This window comes from Enterococcus sp. DIV1059_2 (assembly GCF_051713685.1).
Lineage (GTDB): Bacteria > Bacillota > Bacilli > Lactobacillales > Enterococcaceae > Enterococcus_D > Enterococcus_D casseliflavus.
Genome location: NZ_JBIOQK010000001.1, coordinates 3061856 through 3079057 on the forward strand (window position 1 = coordinate 3061856; position 17202 = coordinate 3079057).

General features: G+C 42.9%; 14 protein-coding genes. 1 reads left to right on the forward strand and 13 read right to left on the reverse strand.

Annotated features, from left to right (window positions below):
- Position 1: 1 nt before the first annotated feature.
- The 12 genes from IGI72_RS14575 to IGI72_RS14630 all read right to left on the reverse strand — a co-directional run bounded on the left by IGI72_RS14575 (position 2) and on the right by IGI72_RS14630 (position 14913).
- Complete coding sequence (locus tag IGI72_RS14575) at positions 2-1711, reverse strand: ABC transporter ATP-binding protein (RefSeq protein WP_438754666.1); 1710 nt, start codon at positions 1709-1711, stop codon at positions 2-4.
- Between the two features lie 229 nt (positions 1712-1940).
- Positions 1941-2342 carry an MmcQ/YjbR family DNA-binding protein gene (locus IGI72_RS14580; protein ID WP_010749917.1) on the reverse strand — a complete coding sequence of 134 codons (402 nt, stop codon included), beginning with the start codon at positions 2340-2342 and terminating at the stop codon, positions 1941-1943.
- Positions 2343-2631: 289 nt separating this feature from the next.
- Positions 2632-3246 (reverse strand): LysM peptidoglycan-binding domain-containing protein, encoded by a 615-nt coding sequence (locus tag IGI72_RS14585; RefSeq protein ID WP_005228480.1) that lies wholly within the window; start codon positions 3244-3246, stop codon positions 2632-2634.
- Between the two features lie 328 nt (positions 3247-3574).
- On the reverse strand, positions 3575-4858 hold the full coding sequence (locus IGI72_RS14590; RefSeq protein ID WP_060791579.1) for a uracil-xanthine permease family protein: 1284 nt from the start codon (positions 4856-4858) through the stop codon (positions 3575-3577).
- A gap of 49 nt (positions 4859-4907) precedes the next feature.
- Complete coding sequence (gene guaD / locus IGI72_RS14595; protein ID WP_368741780.1) at positions 4908-6263, reverse strand: guanine deaminase; 1356 nt, start codon at positions 6261-6263, stop codon at positions 4908-4910.
- A 217-nt stretch (positions 6264-6480) separates the two neighbouring features.
- The gene (locus tag IGI72_RS14600) at positions 6481-7821 is read right to left on the reverse strand and encodes a hypothetical protein (protein ID WP_438754667.1); all 1341 of its coding nucleotides are present in this window, start codon (positions 7819-7821) and stop codon (positions 6481-6483) included.
- A gap of 156 nt (positions 7822-7977) precedes the next feature.
- Positions 7978-8319, reverse strand: coding sequence for a PTS lactose/cellobiose transporter subunit IIA (locus tag IGI72_RS14605; protein WP_010749921.1), 342 nt, complete (start codon positions 8317-8319; stop codon positions 7978-7980).
- A gap of 1 nt (position 8320) precedes the next feature.
- Positions 8321-8620 (reverse strand): PTS sugar transporter subunit IIB, encoded by a 300-nt coding sequence (locus IGI72_RS14610; protein ID WP_010749922.1) that lies wholly within the window; start codon positions 8618-8620, stop codon positions 8321-8323.
- Positions 8621-8648: 28 nt separating this feature from the next.
- Positions 8649-9914, reverse strand: coding sequence for a PTS sugar transporter subunit IIC (locus tag IGI72_RS14615; RefSeq protein ID WP_438754668.1), 1266 nt, complete (start codon positions 9912-9914; stop codon positions 8649-8651).
- A gap of 15 nt (positions 9915-9929) precedes the next feature.
- Positions 9930-10715: a tyrosine-protein phosphatase gene (locus IGI72_RS14620; protein WP_438754669.1), complete on the reverse strand. Its 786-nt coding sequence runs from the start codon at positions 10713-10715 to the stop codon at positions 9930-9932.
- Between the two features lie 3 nt (positions 10716-10718).
- Positions 10719-12599, reverse strand: coding sequence for a BglG family transcription antiterminator (locus tag IGI72_RS14625; protein WP_438754670.1), 1881 nt, complete (start codon positions 12597-12599; stop codon positions 10719-10721).
- Between the two features lie 163 nt (positions 12600-12762).
- A complete protein-coding gene (locus IGI72_RS14630; RefSeq protein ID WP_438754671.1) occupies positions 12763-14913 on the reverse strand; it encodes a glycoside hydrolase family 65 protein in 2151 nt (716 codons plus the stop codon).
- 175 nt (positions 14914-15088) lie between these two features.
- Here IGI72_RS14630 and IGI72_RS14635 point away from each other — a divergent pair, with 175 nt between their 5' ends.
- Complete coding sequence (locus IGI72_RS14635) at positions 15089-16306, forward strand: amidohydrolase family protein (RefSeq protein ID WP_438754672.1); 1218 nt, start codon at positions 15089-15091, stop codon at positions 16304-16306.
- Positions 16307-16388: 82 nt separating this feature from the next.
- Here IGI72_RS14635 and IGI72_RS14640 read toward each other — a convergent pair whose 3' ends face one another.
- Positions 16389-17198: an alpha/beta hydrolase gene (locus IGI72_RS14640; RefSeq protein ID WP_438754673.1), complete on the reverse strand. Its 810-nt coding sequence runs from the start codon at positions 17196-17198 to the stop codon at positions 16389-16391.
- Between the last annotated feature and the right edge of the window lie 4 nt (positions 17199-17202).

Genomic DNA, 17202 nt, shown 5'->3' on the forward strand with positions numbered 1-17202 from the left:
GTTACTCCTCTCCTTTCTGTGTTGCGAAGATTTCTTGATAGATGGCATTGTTATTGGCTAAAAATTCATGGCTTCCTTCACCAACCAGACGTCCATTATCTAAAACGAAGATGCGGTCGGCTTTCACAACAGAGGCAATCTTTTGCGCGATGATGATCGTTGTCGTGTCTTTTAATTGTTTTTCAAACGCTTCGCGAACCAATTTTTCCGAACGAGCGTCTAATGCACTCGTACTATCATCCAAAATCAAAATTTTCGGTTCACCGATCACCCCTCGAGAAATCGATAAGCGTTGCTTTTGCCCTCCAGAAAAATTGCTGCTGCGCTCGGAGACCGGCGCTTCAAACCCAGCGGTCAATTTTTGAATAAATTCACTGGCTTGGGCGATTTCCGTTGCGCGAGACATCTCAGATTCTGAGGCGTCTTTTTTCCCTTGCCGCAAGTTTTGGGCAATCGTTCCTGAAAAGAGGATCGCTTTTTGCAAGACAAAAGCGACCGTTTTACGCAAGCTTTGTTCATTGACTTCTTTCAAGTCAACGCCGCCAACTCGCACGACACCTTCCGTTGGGTCAAACAAACGGGGAATCAGCTGCGCCAGTGTTGATTTGCCGGCACCAGTCGCCCCTACGATCCCAATCATTTCGCCAGGTTTGATGGTAAAACTGATAGCCGTTAGGGCATTTTTTTCATCCCCAGGGTAACGGAAACTGACGTTTTCAAAAGCGACACTTCCAGACAACTCTTGTTCTGGGACATCTTGGTATTGCAGATCCGGTTCGGTATCTAGAATCTCTTTGATCCGTTTTAGCGAAACTGCAGCCCGCGATGTCATCATCATCATCATGCCGCCGATAATGATCGCCATCATAATTTGCATCAAATAATTCATGAATGAGGCAATTCCCCCAATCAAGGTTGGATCATCTTTCGCTAGATCACTGACAAAGAAGATCGCGCCGACGACGGCTAAGTTGGCTGCCAGCATAAAGGAGGGGATCATGACAGAGAACAAGGTTCCTACGATAATATTATGCTTCGTTAACGTTTCACTGACTTCGGAAAAGCCTTGTAGCTGGTTTTCTTCTTGAACAAAAGATTTCACCACACGAATCCCCATCAAATTTTCTTTGGCAATCCCATTGATTTTGTCGATCAAGTTCTGGATGATCATAAAGTGTTTGCCCATCCGTGTAAAGGAGAGTGCCGTAATCACTAGGACAGCGATAATTAGTAAGACGATGATCCACCAAAGTTGCGGCATAGTTGTCATCGCCAAAATGAAGGCACCGATAAATAAGAACGGGATGCGAAACAACGATTGCAGCGAGATCATCACTAAGTTTTGAATTTGCGTGATGTCATTGGTCAAGCGCACCACTAGGTTTCCTGCCGAGAAGGTTTCGATATTACCAAATGAGAATGTCTGGATTTTCCGAAACATCTCTTCCCGAATATCGGCACTAACGCCTTGCGCCACTTTCGCAGAAAAAATCGTGTTGATAATCCCTGCAACAAGGCCTAGCAATGCTAGCCCAATCAGCTGCATACCAATTTTTTTCATTTCATCATTGTTTTCGGTAATAATTGATTCTAGCACTTGCTGCAAGAGCTTCGGCTGCCATAATGCAGCAACGACCATTAAAATGACCGATAATAAGGCAATGCCGGTTGCCGCTTTGTACTTTTTGACATGGCGTAAGACCAGATCCATATACGTACCACTCCTTTGTGTTTAGCAGAAAAGACTGCCAAAAAATTTCGGTTGCACAACAATTTACCATGGATCACGACGGGAAACAAGCGAACAAATAAAACAAAAAGAGCTTTCATGAAAGCTCTTTGAAAATATTGCATAAATGTTGTCGAAAATAACGAATAGTAAAGGAATTATGATGATCCTCGATACTGGTTTGATTATTTTTTGTCGCTAAATCTTTGACTTACGATTCGCTGTTTTCCAGCTCACTTTTTTGTTTTTTTGTCAGTTTTTGTTTGACTAAATCGTAGGAAACCAAAATCATTTGTTCGATGTTTTCTTCCATCAAGGCATCAGATGCCAACTTGATGGTATTCCAATGGGTCTTATTGGCATAATACCCTGGAATGATGACGTCAGGAAATTGCTCTCGCAGCGTTTCGTTGACCTCGGGCAGATTTTTCAAAGTCAAAAACGCTGTTTCTTCTGGTTGTGGACTCATGATTCCAAACTGCTTTCCTACTAAATCAAAGTAGATTGCATCCCAATCTTCGCGATAATAGACTTTGGCTCCCGGCAAGCCTTCCCCAAATGCTTGAAATCGCTGCATTTTTTGTGCAATTTTTTCTTCAATCGATGTACTCATTGTGTGTCCCCCACTTTCTGCTATCAAAATCGCCATTTTCTGTCTCAATTTTGACAGATTGAATCGCTTGCTGCTCTATTTCCTACTATTATACATGGTTGTCGTGGAAAAAGGGATTTTTTATCAGTGGCATGTCGACTGATAATGACGTTACATGCAGCTGTATGCGGCGTTACATTCATTCACCTTTCTCAGAGGACACAAAAAAGCCCTCATCAGCGAGTAAGTTGTACTCGCCAATAAGGGCAATTGATTACTAGATGTCATGGACAAGACTCATTTGAGAATCTTAGTACCAACCATTTGCTTCCCAGAATGCTTTGGCAGCAGACCAAGAACCATAACGTGATGCAACATATTCATCGGCAACCTTTTCTTGGTTAGCAGCTGAATAGTCACCATTTAAGTAAGAGTTGGTTAATTGGTAACGGCCATAGTATTGTCCGTTTGTCGCTGTGTAAGAACCACCAGATTCTTTGTTTGCGATCCATTCTTTTGCTGAAGCTTCTGAGCCGCTAGCTGAAGAGCTGTAGCTTGAGCTGCTTTGTGTGCTTGCAGCAGATTGTGTGTTGCTTGATTGTGAAGCTGCTGGTTCACTTGGTTGTTGTACACTTGCTGCAGCAGTCGTGCTTGCAGATTCTGTATAAGTTGCAGTGCCATCTGTAGGGATGATCAATGCTTCCCCAACAAAAATCAAGTTTTTATCAGCAATCTCGTTTGCTTCAACGATCGCATTGATCGTATCATCAGAGCTATAACCATAAAAGTTAGTAGCGATTGTTGATAATGTATCACCAGATTGAACAGTGTATTGTTCGTCTGCAAAGGCGTCTTTCCCACCTAAGAAAAGGCCGAAACCGGCAAGGACAGCTGTACTAAGTAAAACAGTTTTTAAAGACTTCATATAATTAAATCTCCTTCTTTGAAACTCATTTTGCGTCATTTGAGATGACTCAAGCGCATAAACAAGTCTAACATCGAAGAATATTTCATAGGTAAAGAATTCATTACAGATGATTACGAAAACGACAGTTGCCTTACGTTTCGTAAGAATTTGAGAATCCTATCATATCAAGCTTTACTCTGTTGTAATTTTTAACATTACAGTTATTTTGTTTTCAGGTAAACCAGTTAACCTTAGAAAACCTTTCCTATATTACAAAAAACCCTCTTTTTACACAGGATTGTAACAAAAGAAGGAACGAGACAAGGTCTCATTCCTCATTTACTTTCTATTTTTTCTTCACTGGGATCAATTTATTCATGATGATCGCCGCAATAGCGCTTAAAGCAATCGGTGAATCTAATAAATATTGTAAGAATTGAGGCGCAGATTCTTTGATTTCTGCTGGCATAAACAACAAGCCGATGGCAATAATCAACGGTACCCCGATAATATACAACTCCCGCTCGGAAAACTCTTCATTCTTAATGACCCGAAAGCCGCTCAACAAAATAATGACGCAGACGACCGCGAACACGCCGCCGATGACAGCAGAAGGTACTGCGTGAATCAAGGCTGAAAGTTTTCCCATGAAGGACAATAGGATAAACCAGACGGACGCCATCACAAAGACTTTTTTACTAGCAACCCCTGTAATCGAAATGATCCCTGCATTGGTAGAATAACCAGTTACAGGGGTCGTTCCAACTAAGGCGGCAACCAAGCAGCCTAACCCTTCACCGATCACGCCTTTATTGATCTGTTCATCCGTAACAGGTTCTTCTGTCACAGAACTGACCGCGTACCAAGTTCCTGTTGTTTCTGCTAGGAGAACCATATAGATCACTAGCATCGTTAAGATCGCTGAAACATCAAAATGCAGGCCATAGTTTAGAAATACCAGTTTTGGCAGACTAAAGAAAGAAGCATCCGCCACCGACTGAAAATCAACGCCTCCCATAAAGGAAGCAATCACGGTACCGATAACCAAAGCAATAATGACCGAACTGATTCGGAAGTATTTTCCCATTCCTGGAAAATAATCGCCTAACATGGAAAACAAGATCAAAATCGCCGCAGTAATCGCAGCTAACAACATGTTTTGATTGGCACTTAGTGTTTCAGTGGCAGGATAGATATTGCTAGTAAATGCCGTTGGCAGCAGCGTCAAACCAACGATCATGATGATCGTCCCACTGACGATCGTAGGAATAAAATGACGAACGATATACTTATAGATGCCAGTAAAGCCTAGTAAAATGACTGCTGCGGCACCAACAATGCTGGCACCTAACACCGTGTCCATGCCGTTGGCACCAAAATAAATACCGATGATCGCTCCAACGGGTACAAAGGATGGTCCTTGACATACGGGTAATTTCAAGAAAAAGAGGACTTGGATCAAAGAAGCGATCCCTGCTCCTAAAAAGGTCGATTGGATCAAACCTGATGCGTCTGAAGAGGACATCGCCACCGCGGTTGCGATAATAAATGGCGGCACATACACGTCCATTGCCAACACATGCTGTAATCCTAAAAGTACTGCTTGACCAAAGGGAATGTCTTCGTTCATTCCGATCGTTAAATGTTTGTTTTTCGTTGATTCCACTGTCTCATTCTCCTCATTTTTCGTGTACTTTTTTTCCTTGGACCCAGACTTGGCGAATATTTTGCATCGTTGCTAAGTACAGGATTTTTTGTAATCTTGCTTCGGGTGAAGTAAACACACCGAAGTCAGGCAAAGGATTTTCTTTTTGTCGCGTATCGATCACTTGCACATCAAACGCATACCCTTCTTTGATGACACCTACTGGTAATTTTAGTGCCTCACCGCCGCCTTTTGTCGCCAATGAGAACGCATCGATCACGGATATACGAGAATCAGCTACTCCTCGTGTGTTTTGAGGAAGCGTGACATCCACGCCATCTTCTAACATTCTCGAAGACATCACAGCTTGTTTGATGTTGTCATACAAACTCGGTGAAAAACCGCCGGAGATATCCGTTCCTAAACCAATCGTGACCCCTTGTTCTTTCAAGCGCTTGATTGGGATCACGCCATTGGCAAAGTAGGCATTTGAGATGGGACAGTGCGCAACTGCGGCGCCGGTTTCGACAAAACGGGCGCCGTCAGCTGGGCTGATGAAATTGCCATGAGCCATCACTGCTTTTTCACGCAACAAGCCAAAATCTTGCAGCACTTCGGTATCCGTTTTACCAAATCGTTCTTGAACAAAGTCATGTTCCCATTGCCCTTCACTGCAGTGGGTCTGAACATGAACATCATATTTTTCAGCCAATGCGCCTAACCCTGCCAAGCCTTCATCGGTACAGCTGGGGACAAATCGCGGAGTGACCACAGGATAAACGCCTTGTGGTGCGGTCTTTGCGATTGCTTGTACTTCTTGAATAAAACGTTCTGTATCCGCTAATGCCTCTTCTGTTGACGCGTCTCGATAAAAAGCAGGATTGGCTTGGGGATCGTCCATAACGACTTTTCCGACTAATCCCCGTTGACCAAGAGCGGCACAAGTCTTCGCCAATTGAAGGCTCGCTTCTAGATGGATCGTTGCAAAATAAAGAACCGTTGTCGTTCCTCTTGCCAATAGCTGTGCCACCAAATCTTGATAGACAGCTTTGGCAAATGCTGGATCGGCATATTTTGCCTCCAGCGGAAACGTGCATTCATCTAACCAGACATTTAACGGTTCATCTAACGCGATCCCTGCTTGCGGCCATTGTGGGGCGTGGACATGCAAATCGACAAATCCTGGTAAAAAGCACTGGCCTTCGGATAAAGCCTGAAGATTCTCTGATGCTTTTGCCAGCTCTACCTCATACCCTTGATCTGTTTTGGCAGTAACTTTCGTGATGATCCCTGCGTCATCGACTTGAATCAAAGCTTCTTCTATATATTCTAGTTTTCCATCAGTTGGCGTATGGAAAACATCTCCTTTAAAATAGCGAATGGTTGCCATTTGTTTGATTTCCCCCGTTCTCTAAGACATTGTCAGGAAAAAGCCGTTCGTTTAATGTTCCTTTTTCACTAACACGATGTTCTTATTTTAACGCTATTCGAAAATAGTGCAATAAAATTCACTATCATAAAGGAAGATAAAACGCTGAATGTTCGGTTTTTATGCGATTTCAAAAAAAGACACCGTCTAGAAATAAGACAGTGTCAGTTAACGACGCTTATACTTTTGTTTTCTTTAGTTGCCGATAAAATACCACCAGTCCACCTACTAGCAAACAGAGTACTCCTGCAATCGAGCCCCATTTTGCTGGCTCTAAAAAGCTTTGGATCCTTGAGGTCTGATTCGTTGCCGTCGTTCCTGATAGCTGAAACAAGAAAGCCAGCGGCTGATGTTCAAAACGAAGAATGACAAACAGGAGTGTCATCAAAAGAAATTGATGTACCAAACTCCCTTTGCTTTGTGTGGCATACTTGGCTAAACTCTGCTGCTCGATTGCTTCGGGTTGTGCCGCCAAATACTGTTTCGTAAGCCATTGATTCAATCCCGCATTAAAGAAGCTAATGACGAATAAACTTATTGGAATCAGTGTGTCGCTGCTGAACAGAAGAACACCTGCCATCAGCCCAAGTAAATATGTTGGTACCAGCTGTTTTTCTAAACGATGAGCGAGTTTTCCTCCGAGAAACATGGCGCCAAAAAGGCCCAGTGCATATGGTAAGTAAACGTGCGTGCTTAGCGCTTGTGCTCCAAATCGACCGGTAACATACACCGAGCCGAAAAGAAAAAGAAAGTTTCCGATCACCCCACGAATGAAGGTGAGCACATTTAGATGAAGTGGCTGTTTCCACGAGCGGCTGCGTTTCGTTAAAGTGATCAGCAGCAAAGCAAAGAGAAACAAGAAGCCAGTGATCGCCCACTCAAACAGGGCATTCGACTTGATCAGCCTTGCTGCTCGCAAGCCAAACAGTAAGAGAAAGAAAAAGAAATACAACAAAAACTGCTTGTTGAATAACTGGTTGCGCTGCATCAACGGTCTTTTTGGGAGGTTGTTGAAGGTTTGACTACTCTTAGCCGCCAGCACAAAGAGTGCAAAATAACTGCCAAATAGACCAATGCCTTGAAGGTCATCAGGCAACCGTAAGGCAAAGAGTAAAACCAAAAGATAGAACAGCGCCTCCTTCCAATCATTTTTCAGCGGCTGTTCAGTGAGCTTGGCTTTTTGGCGTACCATCAGATCAGCTGGCGGCAGCCAAGAAGCACTGATCCCCAACAAACCAGCAGCTGGCAAGAGTGCCACGCTCCACCAAGTGCTCAAGATACCCACCAATGCGCCGGCACCGCCGATCAAGACACTTGCTGCTAACAGCGATGGTGCGAAAAGCGCCGTAAGCGTCTGTAAGAAAAAGACCCCTGTCATGCGAAAGGTATAAAAGAGCGCAAAGGCTAATGCTGCACTTAGCGACTGCTCTTTGCTCAAAGATAAAAAATAAAGATACGGGATGATCGTGATCGTATTGCTGATGATCAAAAGTGCGGTATGGGATTTGAAAGCTTTCATCGTCCGACTCCTTGGTTTGATTTAAGGTTCCATCTTTCTTCTATCCTACACCTTCAAGCAATCCTGTCAACGTGCGTACCAAATTTAAGCAAAAAGAAACCAAGTGTTTTGTCAAAGGACTGACACTTCGTTTCTTTTTCTTATTGCGATTTTCGGTTAGGAGCCAGTAGACTGAATCGTTTGCTTAATTGCCTGAATTTCTTCATACAACCCTTGAAACTCTTTTGCAAGCTCACTCATGATGTCTGCGCTCATCAAAAGATCTTCCGCATGACTTAATAGTAAGGACATCCAGACTTTTTCCCCTTGGGCTTCTTGTTGAACTAACTTCCGATGTGCCAAATGGGCTTCATGATAATGTTCTTTTCCTTTTTCGATTGCTTGCAGTGCAGCCAGATTCTGGGCTTCTCTTCCTTTTTGAATACTTTCAAAAAAGCAACTTCTTGCCATACCCGCTTGCGAAATAATCTGAAAACAAATTTGTTCTTTTTCTTCCATTCTACTCTCCTATTAGTTCAAGTGCTTGTTCCAATGCTTTTTTTCCATCCATCATGCCATAGGTGCGCATGTCGATACTGGCTGCTGGACAAGCAACTAAACCTTGAACTTCATTTAATCGGTATGAAACTTGCGGTCCTAACAGTACGCAATCAGCATCTTTTGCTGCAGTCGTTACTGATTCAATGGAGAACGCATCGATCGCCACCGTTTCTCCTTTTTCTTGCGCTGCTTTTTTCATATTATTTACTAAGACACCAGTAGACATGCCGCCAGCGCAAACTAATACTATTTTTTTCATCATTGTTCCTCCATTTTCTCGTTATTTGTTACTCAACGACTGTCGCTTGGGTTTGCAGATTCTTTTCTTCAGCGAGTGCTGCTTTGTCTTGCAGACGCATAAAAGGGATATAGATGAGGACACATAAGACAAATTGAATCAATTGTGCAATGATTCCTTGCCAGCCATTCACTAAGAAGCCACCGAAAATAATCGGAAATCCAGTTGGGATATTGACTCCATTGTGATAAGGCAAAAAGCCCACAATTGTTAAGAGATATGCTGACAACACGGAAACAGCCGGTGTTAACATCAAGGGAAGCAGCATTCTGATATTCATCACCTGAGGAATCCCAAATTTGATTGGCTCAGAAATACCAAACATGGAAGGGATCAAACCAATTTTACCAACAGCTTTTAGTTGCTCTGATTTGCAGCCAAAAATAGCCAGTAAAGCGACTGCAAATGAGCGAGCCCAGCGATTGTTCAAAATAAACCCAATCGTAAACAAATGTGGTAATGCTTGACCGGCACTGTACGCCGCCAGATTATCAAGTCCTGGTTGGTAAAAGACCAGCATCAAGATCGGATAAACAGCCAACACTCCGTGAATGCCAAAGAACCAAAGAAATTCGATAAAAGCCACAATGATCATGCAGGCAAGAATATTCGCTCCTAGCAAGGTCAGTGGAGCTTGTACCCAAGTATAGATCATATCTGTCAGCGTGCCATAAGGGGTTGCCGCCATGCCCACGTAGATGATGCCCATAATGGCTGAAACAATAATTGCTGGCACGATCGCTGCAAAGGATTTGTTGACGATCGGCGGTACCGAATCCGGCATTTTGATCATCAGATTCTTCTGTACACATAAAATGTAAATTCTGGCACCCAACAATCCACCAAACATGGCGACAAACATCCCACCGGAGCCAAGGGTCGACAACTCCATCGTACGAGTTTCTTCCAAAGTCGAAATCGGACTCAAGATCAAAAATGAGACCAAACTCATGATACCGGCATTTAGTTGATCCGCATTTAAATGTTCGGCTAATTTATAGCCAACTAGAAAGGCGACATAAACGGAAACGACATCGATCGTCATCGCGTTGACTTGTGTTAATAATGCTTTCAAACCAATTTGTTCCATTATCTGTTGCGTTGCCCCAATGTCGATCGCATTGATCAAGGAAGCAATGGAACTGATCATCATGACGGGCATTAAGCCCATCATTGCATTGGCAATGGCTTTCATATAAATATTGTTTTGTACTTGAACGGCTGCAGCTAGTATTTTATCTTTCAGTGTATTCATAAGGTCCTCCTTCACTTAATCCCGCAAGTATTTATCTTTAAGCAGCTGGATTTTCTGCTGTGAAAAACCCAGTTCTTCTTTTACATACGTTTCAATCCCCCCATGAGCCTCAATCAAATCCAAAGCGGTTTGTAAAAAACACCGATCAGCTTCTTTGAAGTATCGCATTGCTGCCACAAAATCGGGGTTGTTCGTTTCTTCTTGTATCTGCTTGAGACTCTTGGTATTTTTCTCCCTTTTGTACTCGTTTGTCAGCAGATAATCTTCCATGACCTCTTCATAACTGACACCCAACAGTAACTGAATCAGGGCAACCCCATAACCGGTGCGGTCTTTGCCACCACGGCAGTGCTGAACCACTGCACCTTCAGCTTCCAAATGAATGTCCAATACTTCTTTAAAAACGGTCTTGCATTGACTATTTTCAACAAATTCATGATTTTGCCGAATCATCAATTCTTTTGCAACTTCGACGGTGATTTCTTCTGCAGAAAGCGCCATTGGCTCCCCTTCTTCTGAAGAAGCTAAAGCAGCAATATCAGCAATCGGTGTCAAATAAAGCACCTGAGCATTCCCAATGGGTTTGTCTTCATTGTCTACTCTTTCTTGGGCATTACGGTAGTCAATAATTTTCTCGATTCCCAGAGCTGCTAATTTTTTCTGATCGGTTTCTGTCAATTTGCTCAATTCGTCTGAGCGGTATAGTTTTCCAGTCACCACATATTTTCCCTCTTTGGTCCGATAGCCGCCAAAATCGCGAAAATTATATGCACCTTCTAAGGTTACTTTTTCATTTGTCATATACTACTCCTTTAAATAATTAATGAACGTCATAAAGTCCGTTGTTGCAGCTAGTTTGTTAACTTTATCCAACGAAGAACATTGTTTGATCAAATGATCATTCAGCGGTTTCACTTTTAAGTGATCTTGTTCAGCAATCACTAATAAGAAAACGAGACGAACCGACTGTTTGTACCAGAACACTGGCTTTTTCAAGTTTGCAACAGCAATCACCGTTTCTGAACCAATCAGTGCATTGGGATGAGGGAAAGCGACCGACGGCAAGAAATCGGTTCCAAAAAAGGCTTCTCGTTCAAAAACTAATGTTTCAAAATTCTCAGGCATTGAATACTGTTCTTTGATTTGTTGGCATAAAAAATGCAATACCGCTTCTTTTGTTTCAAATTCTTGTTCACAGATGAATAATGATTCCTTAAAGTAGTTCAAAAGCACTTCTTCTGTGAAGACAGCGGCCAATGCGGCTTCGATCTTTTTGATCATATCCGGTTGCATAAAATAATCAACATTCATAACAGGAATCGTTCCTTCGTAAGGAAGCGGAATCGAAGAAAAGATGAAATCGAACTCCTGCTCTTCGATCATTTGCAAAAATTCATATTGATTGCATACCGTGACTTTCTTGATATAATTGCGAAAATAAAACTCAAATTTCTCTTTAAGGAAGGTATTGGCCGCTCGGCCTAGGTCATTGACCACTAAAATATACTTGCGCTGTGTTTGCGAATTTTTCTTATTTAAAGCCACATCAAAGTGCATCGCCAAATAGCTGAGTTCATGATCACTGATGGTCTTTTCAAATTGCTTTGCAATGACTTGACCGGCAATGATGGCTAAATCATAAGCGACATTACAGTGTACCTTCACCTCATTCAACAAAGGATTTTTCAGCTCGATCCCCAATTCGATCCGATCGATCAGCGGAGCAAAGTGCAACATCAACATCGTTTGCAGATCCAAGTCTTTGCTGAAATCGATTTGGCGGCTTTCCTTGATCGCTTTTAAAATTTTGCTGACCAATTCTGCTGCTTCATCTGAAACAGTCATCTTTTCATTTCTAGGGACTACTCGTTTGCCAACGATTTGCCCTAAAACATAATTTCGCTCGTATTCGGTAAAGTGTACAGCACATTCTTTTTCAATTCTGGCTATGATTCGCTCTCCTAGTAACGTCTGTTCATCATTGGTCCTGCCGCTGATTGGCAGATTTCGATCCAAGTAGCGGCCGCTTTGCATGCGTAAGACAGCGATCGCTAAATGATTCACCAGATTGTTCAAAATAGCCTCCGACATGGGGTAGGCTTTTTGCGAAAACTCCGACGAAACGATCGCTTTTATCTGCTGATGAAGAAGCGACGGTGTATCTTCGCTGATTGTGACCTCTTCTAACTGCTTGATATGGGTTCTTTGCAAATAATTACTAGCCATAAACCGTCTCAAGTCAAATTCGCTGCCGCTAAGTTTCATTCCGTAATACGGCTTCGTTTGAATGGAGAGCTGGTAATGGCTTAGTATACGTCGCAGCTTTTTCAATTCTTGAGATAGCTTACTCTGAGAAATGAATAAGCGTTCGCAAAGCATTTCGGACTTAATATACGTTTCTTCTTGAATAAAGAATTCAATAATTCTAGAAACAAAGTCGTCATTGTGTGACGCTTGTTCTTTCCTTCGCTGAAAAGCTTCTTCGTTCGTTATTTGTAAATACAACCCACTCCCTTTTTTCGCTTGGATCATACAACCGTATCGTTCTTGATGCTGGTTGATTTCTTCTGCATAACGGCGAACGGTTTTCCTGCTAACACCCAACTCGACAGCAGCCGCTTTACTCGTCATAAAACCGTCATGCTTCGAAAGTGTTCTTAACAACAATAGGCTTAATTTTTCCATCTCTCTCTCCCTCGCTTACTAGTTTAGAGTCAAACTCAAGCAACCTCCATAGGTATATCTTCCCTTTCATTAAGGGAAATTTCTACAAGAAGATTTATGGAACGAGTCAAAAAAACCGCCGCAGGCGAAAATCCTTGCGGCGGTTCTGGTTCTATCCGATTGATCAGTCTTCTTGCGGATAGGCATCGATAGTCGTGGTGTGTTGCTGAATCCAAAGTCCATGCCCCTCTTTGACAATACGCAACTTGCTGCCAGGCAGCAACTGGCATTCGATTTCTCCCCCTTGAAGCTTCACTCTGATTGCTTCTTGCTGATAAGTGATCGTAAAGGTCAGTGATTCGATTTTCTGTGGCAAATGATTCGCCAAGTGAAGTCCGCGATCATAGGTCAGACCAGCAAAACCATAAATCAAACTCAACCAGCTGCCGCCCATATTGGCAGCATGAACACCGTCTACAACATTCTTTTGCAAATCATTGAGATCCATCAGTGCGGTATCCATGAAGTAGCGATACGCTTTTTCAGTGTCGCCGATTCGGCTAGCCATCACACTAAAGATGGAACGAGACAACGAGGAGTCATGGGTCGTCACCTGCTCGTAATAGTCATAGTCTCTTGTTAATTGATCTGCTGAAAATTCATGGGTAAACAGCATCTCTGCTAAAACAGTATCTGCTTGCTTGCATACTTGATACTTATAAATGATCATTGGATGATAGTGAAGCAGAAGCGGATAATTCTCAGCAGGTGTTTCCTCAAATGGCCACAGCGCTTGATCTAAGAAGGAATCATCTTGTTTCGTTAGCTGCCGCTCTTCATCGTAACCGAAGTACATCAAGTCAGCTGCTTTTTCCCAATCGGCAATCAATTCTTGATAGACATGGTATCGTTTGGCCAATTCGACCGCATAGCGTAAGTTATTTTGTACCATTTTGTTTGTATAAAAATTGTTGTTTACCAAAGCGCTGTATTCGTCTGGTCCTGTCACTCCATGAATACAAAACCGCTCTTGTCCTTCTTTTACAACAAACGTGCCATAATGAAACCAGAATTTCGCTGTTTCAAAAACGACTTCTTTACCAATTTCTTCAATAAAGGGTTGATCACCCGTGATACGTTCATATAATTGAAAACCATAAACGATATCGGCATTGATATGCAGTTGTGCTGTACCTGCTGGATAATAGGCACTCGTTTCATTACCGTCAATCGTACGCCAAGCAAACAATGCCCCAGCTTGATTCAATTCTTTTGCTCGTTTTTTGGCTTGCGGCAAAATACTTGCACGATAGGAAAGCAAGCTTTTGGCTATCTCGGGGTTCGTATAAATGAAGAAAGGCAGTAGATACATTTCTGTATCCCAAAAATAATGTCCTTCATATCCTTCACCCGTCAGCCCTTTTGCGGCGAAATTCGTTTTCCCATCACGCCCTGCACCTTGGTTCAAATGAAACAAATTGAAACGGATCCCTTTTTGCAAATAGTCATCCCCCACGATTTGAATATCGCTGGCTTGCCAGAAAGATCGATAGTAATCCGCTTGTTCTTTTAATAAGACAGAAAACTCGTCGACTTTCTGCTCAAATGGTGTCTCACCAAACCTTTGCAGCAATTTGACCTGAAAAATCGAAGTTGACGGTTCTCCAACTGTCAAATACTGCTTTTCTTGATGCAGCCGAATAGCGATTTGCTTTTGACTATTTGGTGCTGTCCATACTTGGTATGCGCCCATTTGTTCTTTTTCCAATTGATGATTCTTACTGGCAACTCGAGGATCATCTGTTTTATTGACAGAGAATTGCTGATTTAATGTGTGGGATAGTTCGATCGGTTCTGAAAAATCGGCTGTTATCACTTCATAGCGGCAAACATAGAGTTCACTACGCGTCATTGACGCAAACGAAGTTAACCCCAACTCAAAAGACTTTCCGGTCGGAGTAGTGATCCGATAACTTTCCGTCAGAATCCCGTCAGCTAATGCAAGACTCATTTGCGTTCGTTCGACTTGCCATTCCTCAACCGAAGAATCCTCCTCGCCGATTTTCAAAATAACTCCACGCAAGTTTGGCAATTTGCAAATCGTTTGATGTTCTTTTGCATACCCATAAGCCCATTCGCCATACTGAATCGGCTCGCTGTCAAAAAAGCCGTTGACAAACGCCCCAGGATTTCCTGGATACAGTTGATTGACCTTCAAAGGATGCCCTGCACGGACGCCGATTTGCCCATTTCCTAAAGCGAACAATGTTTCTAGATACTCCATTTTCTGATGGGACAGCTCATCAGCTGTCAATAGAAAGTCGTTTTTCTTCATCCTTTATCCTCCAAGTCTTTTGGTTTATTCCTCGTTATCTTCACTTAGTTTCTATCCTACACTTCTAGCCAATGATTGCAAGGCTCAGCTCTTAGTCCTTTTGCCACAAGCATCTCTTTAGAGCCGAGCAGCGAATGTATGATACCATGAAGCAAACACGAAAGAAGGCGATTTCTTGGATTTATGGCTTACAAATGTACAACTTGAGACGAGTTATTTAAAAGAAGGCGACTGGTCTTATGGAACCAAAACAGAAAATACAGCAATCGGGATCAATGATGGAAAAATAGCGGAGATCGTGCCAATGTCCGAATGGCAGGCAGCAAGCGGAGCGACGATCATTGATGGGGAAAATCAGTTATTGTTGCCAGGATTGATCGAAAAACATTGTCATTTGGACAAAAGTAAATTAGGTACTCCTTGGCGTCCAGTAACGCCAGCAGCTAGCTTGGTGGAACGATTTGAAACTGAGATTCCCCAATTAGATGCCTTACCGTTATCGATCAAAGAACGCGGACAAGCGCTGATTGATTTAGAACTACCTCACGGTGCGGTGATGTTCCGCTCACATATCGATATTGAACCAATGACTCAGCTGCGTTATTTTGATGCGATCACTGAATTAGTCGCCGAACAACCTTTTGGCTCGGAGTTGGTCTTATTCCCACAACATGGCTTATTGCGCTCAAATGCAGCTTCTTTGATTGAAGAAGCCTTAGCAACGGGCAAAGCTTCTTATATTGGCGGTGTTGATCCTTATACACTCGATCAAGATTATAAAACTTCCTTACGGACAACTTTTGAACTTGCTCAAAAAGGGCATGTCGGTATTGACCTCCATCTTCATGATCGGCAAGAAGCTGGCAGAGCGACCATTAAAGAAATGATTCGTTTGACAAAGGAATTCAATATGCAAGGAAAAGTGGCGATCAGTCACGCCTTTGGTCTAAATGACTTTGAGGGAGAAGAACGCAAAGAAGTCTTTCAAGCCTTAGCAGACTTAGAGATCCATATCATTTCAAGTATTCCCATCAGCCCAGGAACGATCCCGCCACTGAAGGAATTGCAAAGCTATGGCGTGGCTGTTCATATCGGTTGCGACAATGTCTATGATTCTTGGTCTTCTCTTGGCGACGGTTCTTTACAAGAAAAGCTGGCGCGCTATTTAGAGATTTTTGCCGTCAAAAGTCAGGAAGACTTGACGCAAGCCCTAGGTCTGGTTACTGATGGCAAAGTGCCCTTAGATAAAAACGGTGCGCAGCAATGGCCTAAGGTTGGTGATTCGGCTGATTTCTTGCTGACACCAGCTGCTTGTACGGCAGAATTCGTTGCCCGCAAAGGCTTCGTCAGCAAAAGTTTTTATCAAGGAACGGTTGTCTTTTCAGCTGAATAAACTATCTGATAACAACGAAAAGAAAAGCCATTGTCTGAACTCAGCAGACAATGGCTTATTTCTTTCGATCATTAAACGTTTCTCAAAAATTCCATTTTACCCAATCAGCAAATAATTCTGGCCAACGGACAACCGACGCTTCGATCCCATGTTGATCGCTGTTGGCGGTTTCTGGCGTTCCTAAACTTAACCCGTGACCGCCCCGAGGGAAAATGTGTAGCTCATAAGGTATATTAAATTTGCGCAGCTGTTCGGCAAAAAGGAGGCTGTTTTCCGCCAAGACTAATCCATCTTCTAACGTATGCCAAAGAAACGTTGGTGGTGTCTGTTCATTGACTAAAGTCTCTAAAGACAAGGCGGCTTTTTCTGTTTCGTAACGATCTGCTAATAATGAACGGAAGGAATCTTGGTGCCCAAGTTCTCCACTAGATAATACTGGGTAGCTCAACAGTAACCCGTTAGGCCGCCATTCTTCATTGGCTCCTTGTAAATCCTCTGCTAGAAAAGGTTGCTGCCAAGACACACCCAAGTTAGCAGCTAAATGGCCACCAGCTGAAAAACCAGCAACGATGATTTTTTCAGGATCGACGTGCCAGGTGTCATGATTGGTGCGGACAAGACGAACGGCAGCAGCCAATTCCTTTAAGGCTAACGGATAGACAGCCGGTTTGATACTATAATGCAACACAAAGGCTTGGAAACCAAAGCTCATCATTTTGATGGCGATAGGTTCCGCTTCTCGATCCGACAACATTTCATAGCCGCCGCCAGGACAGATGATGACAGCTGGTCGGACACGATCTGGTTCCATTTCAGGAGAATTTTCGATGACATAGGTAGTTAAACTTGCTTGGCTTTCTGGTAAAAGTGCAGATCTTTTTTCATGTATCACGGGT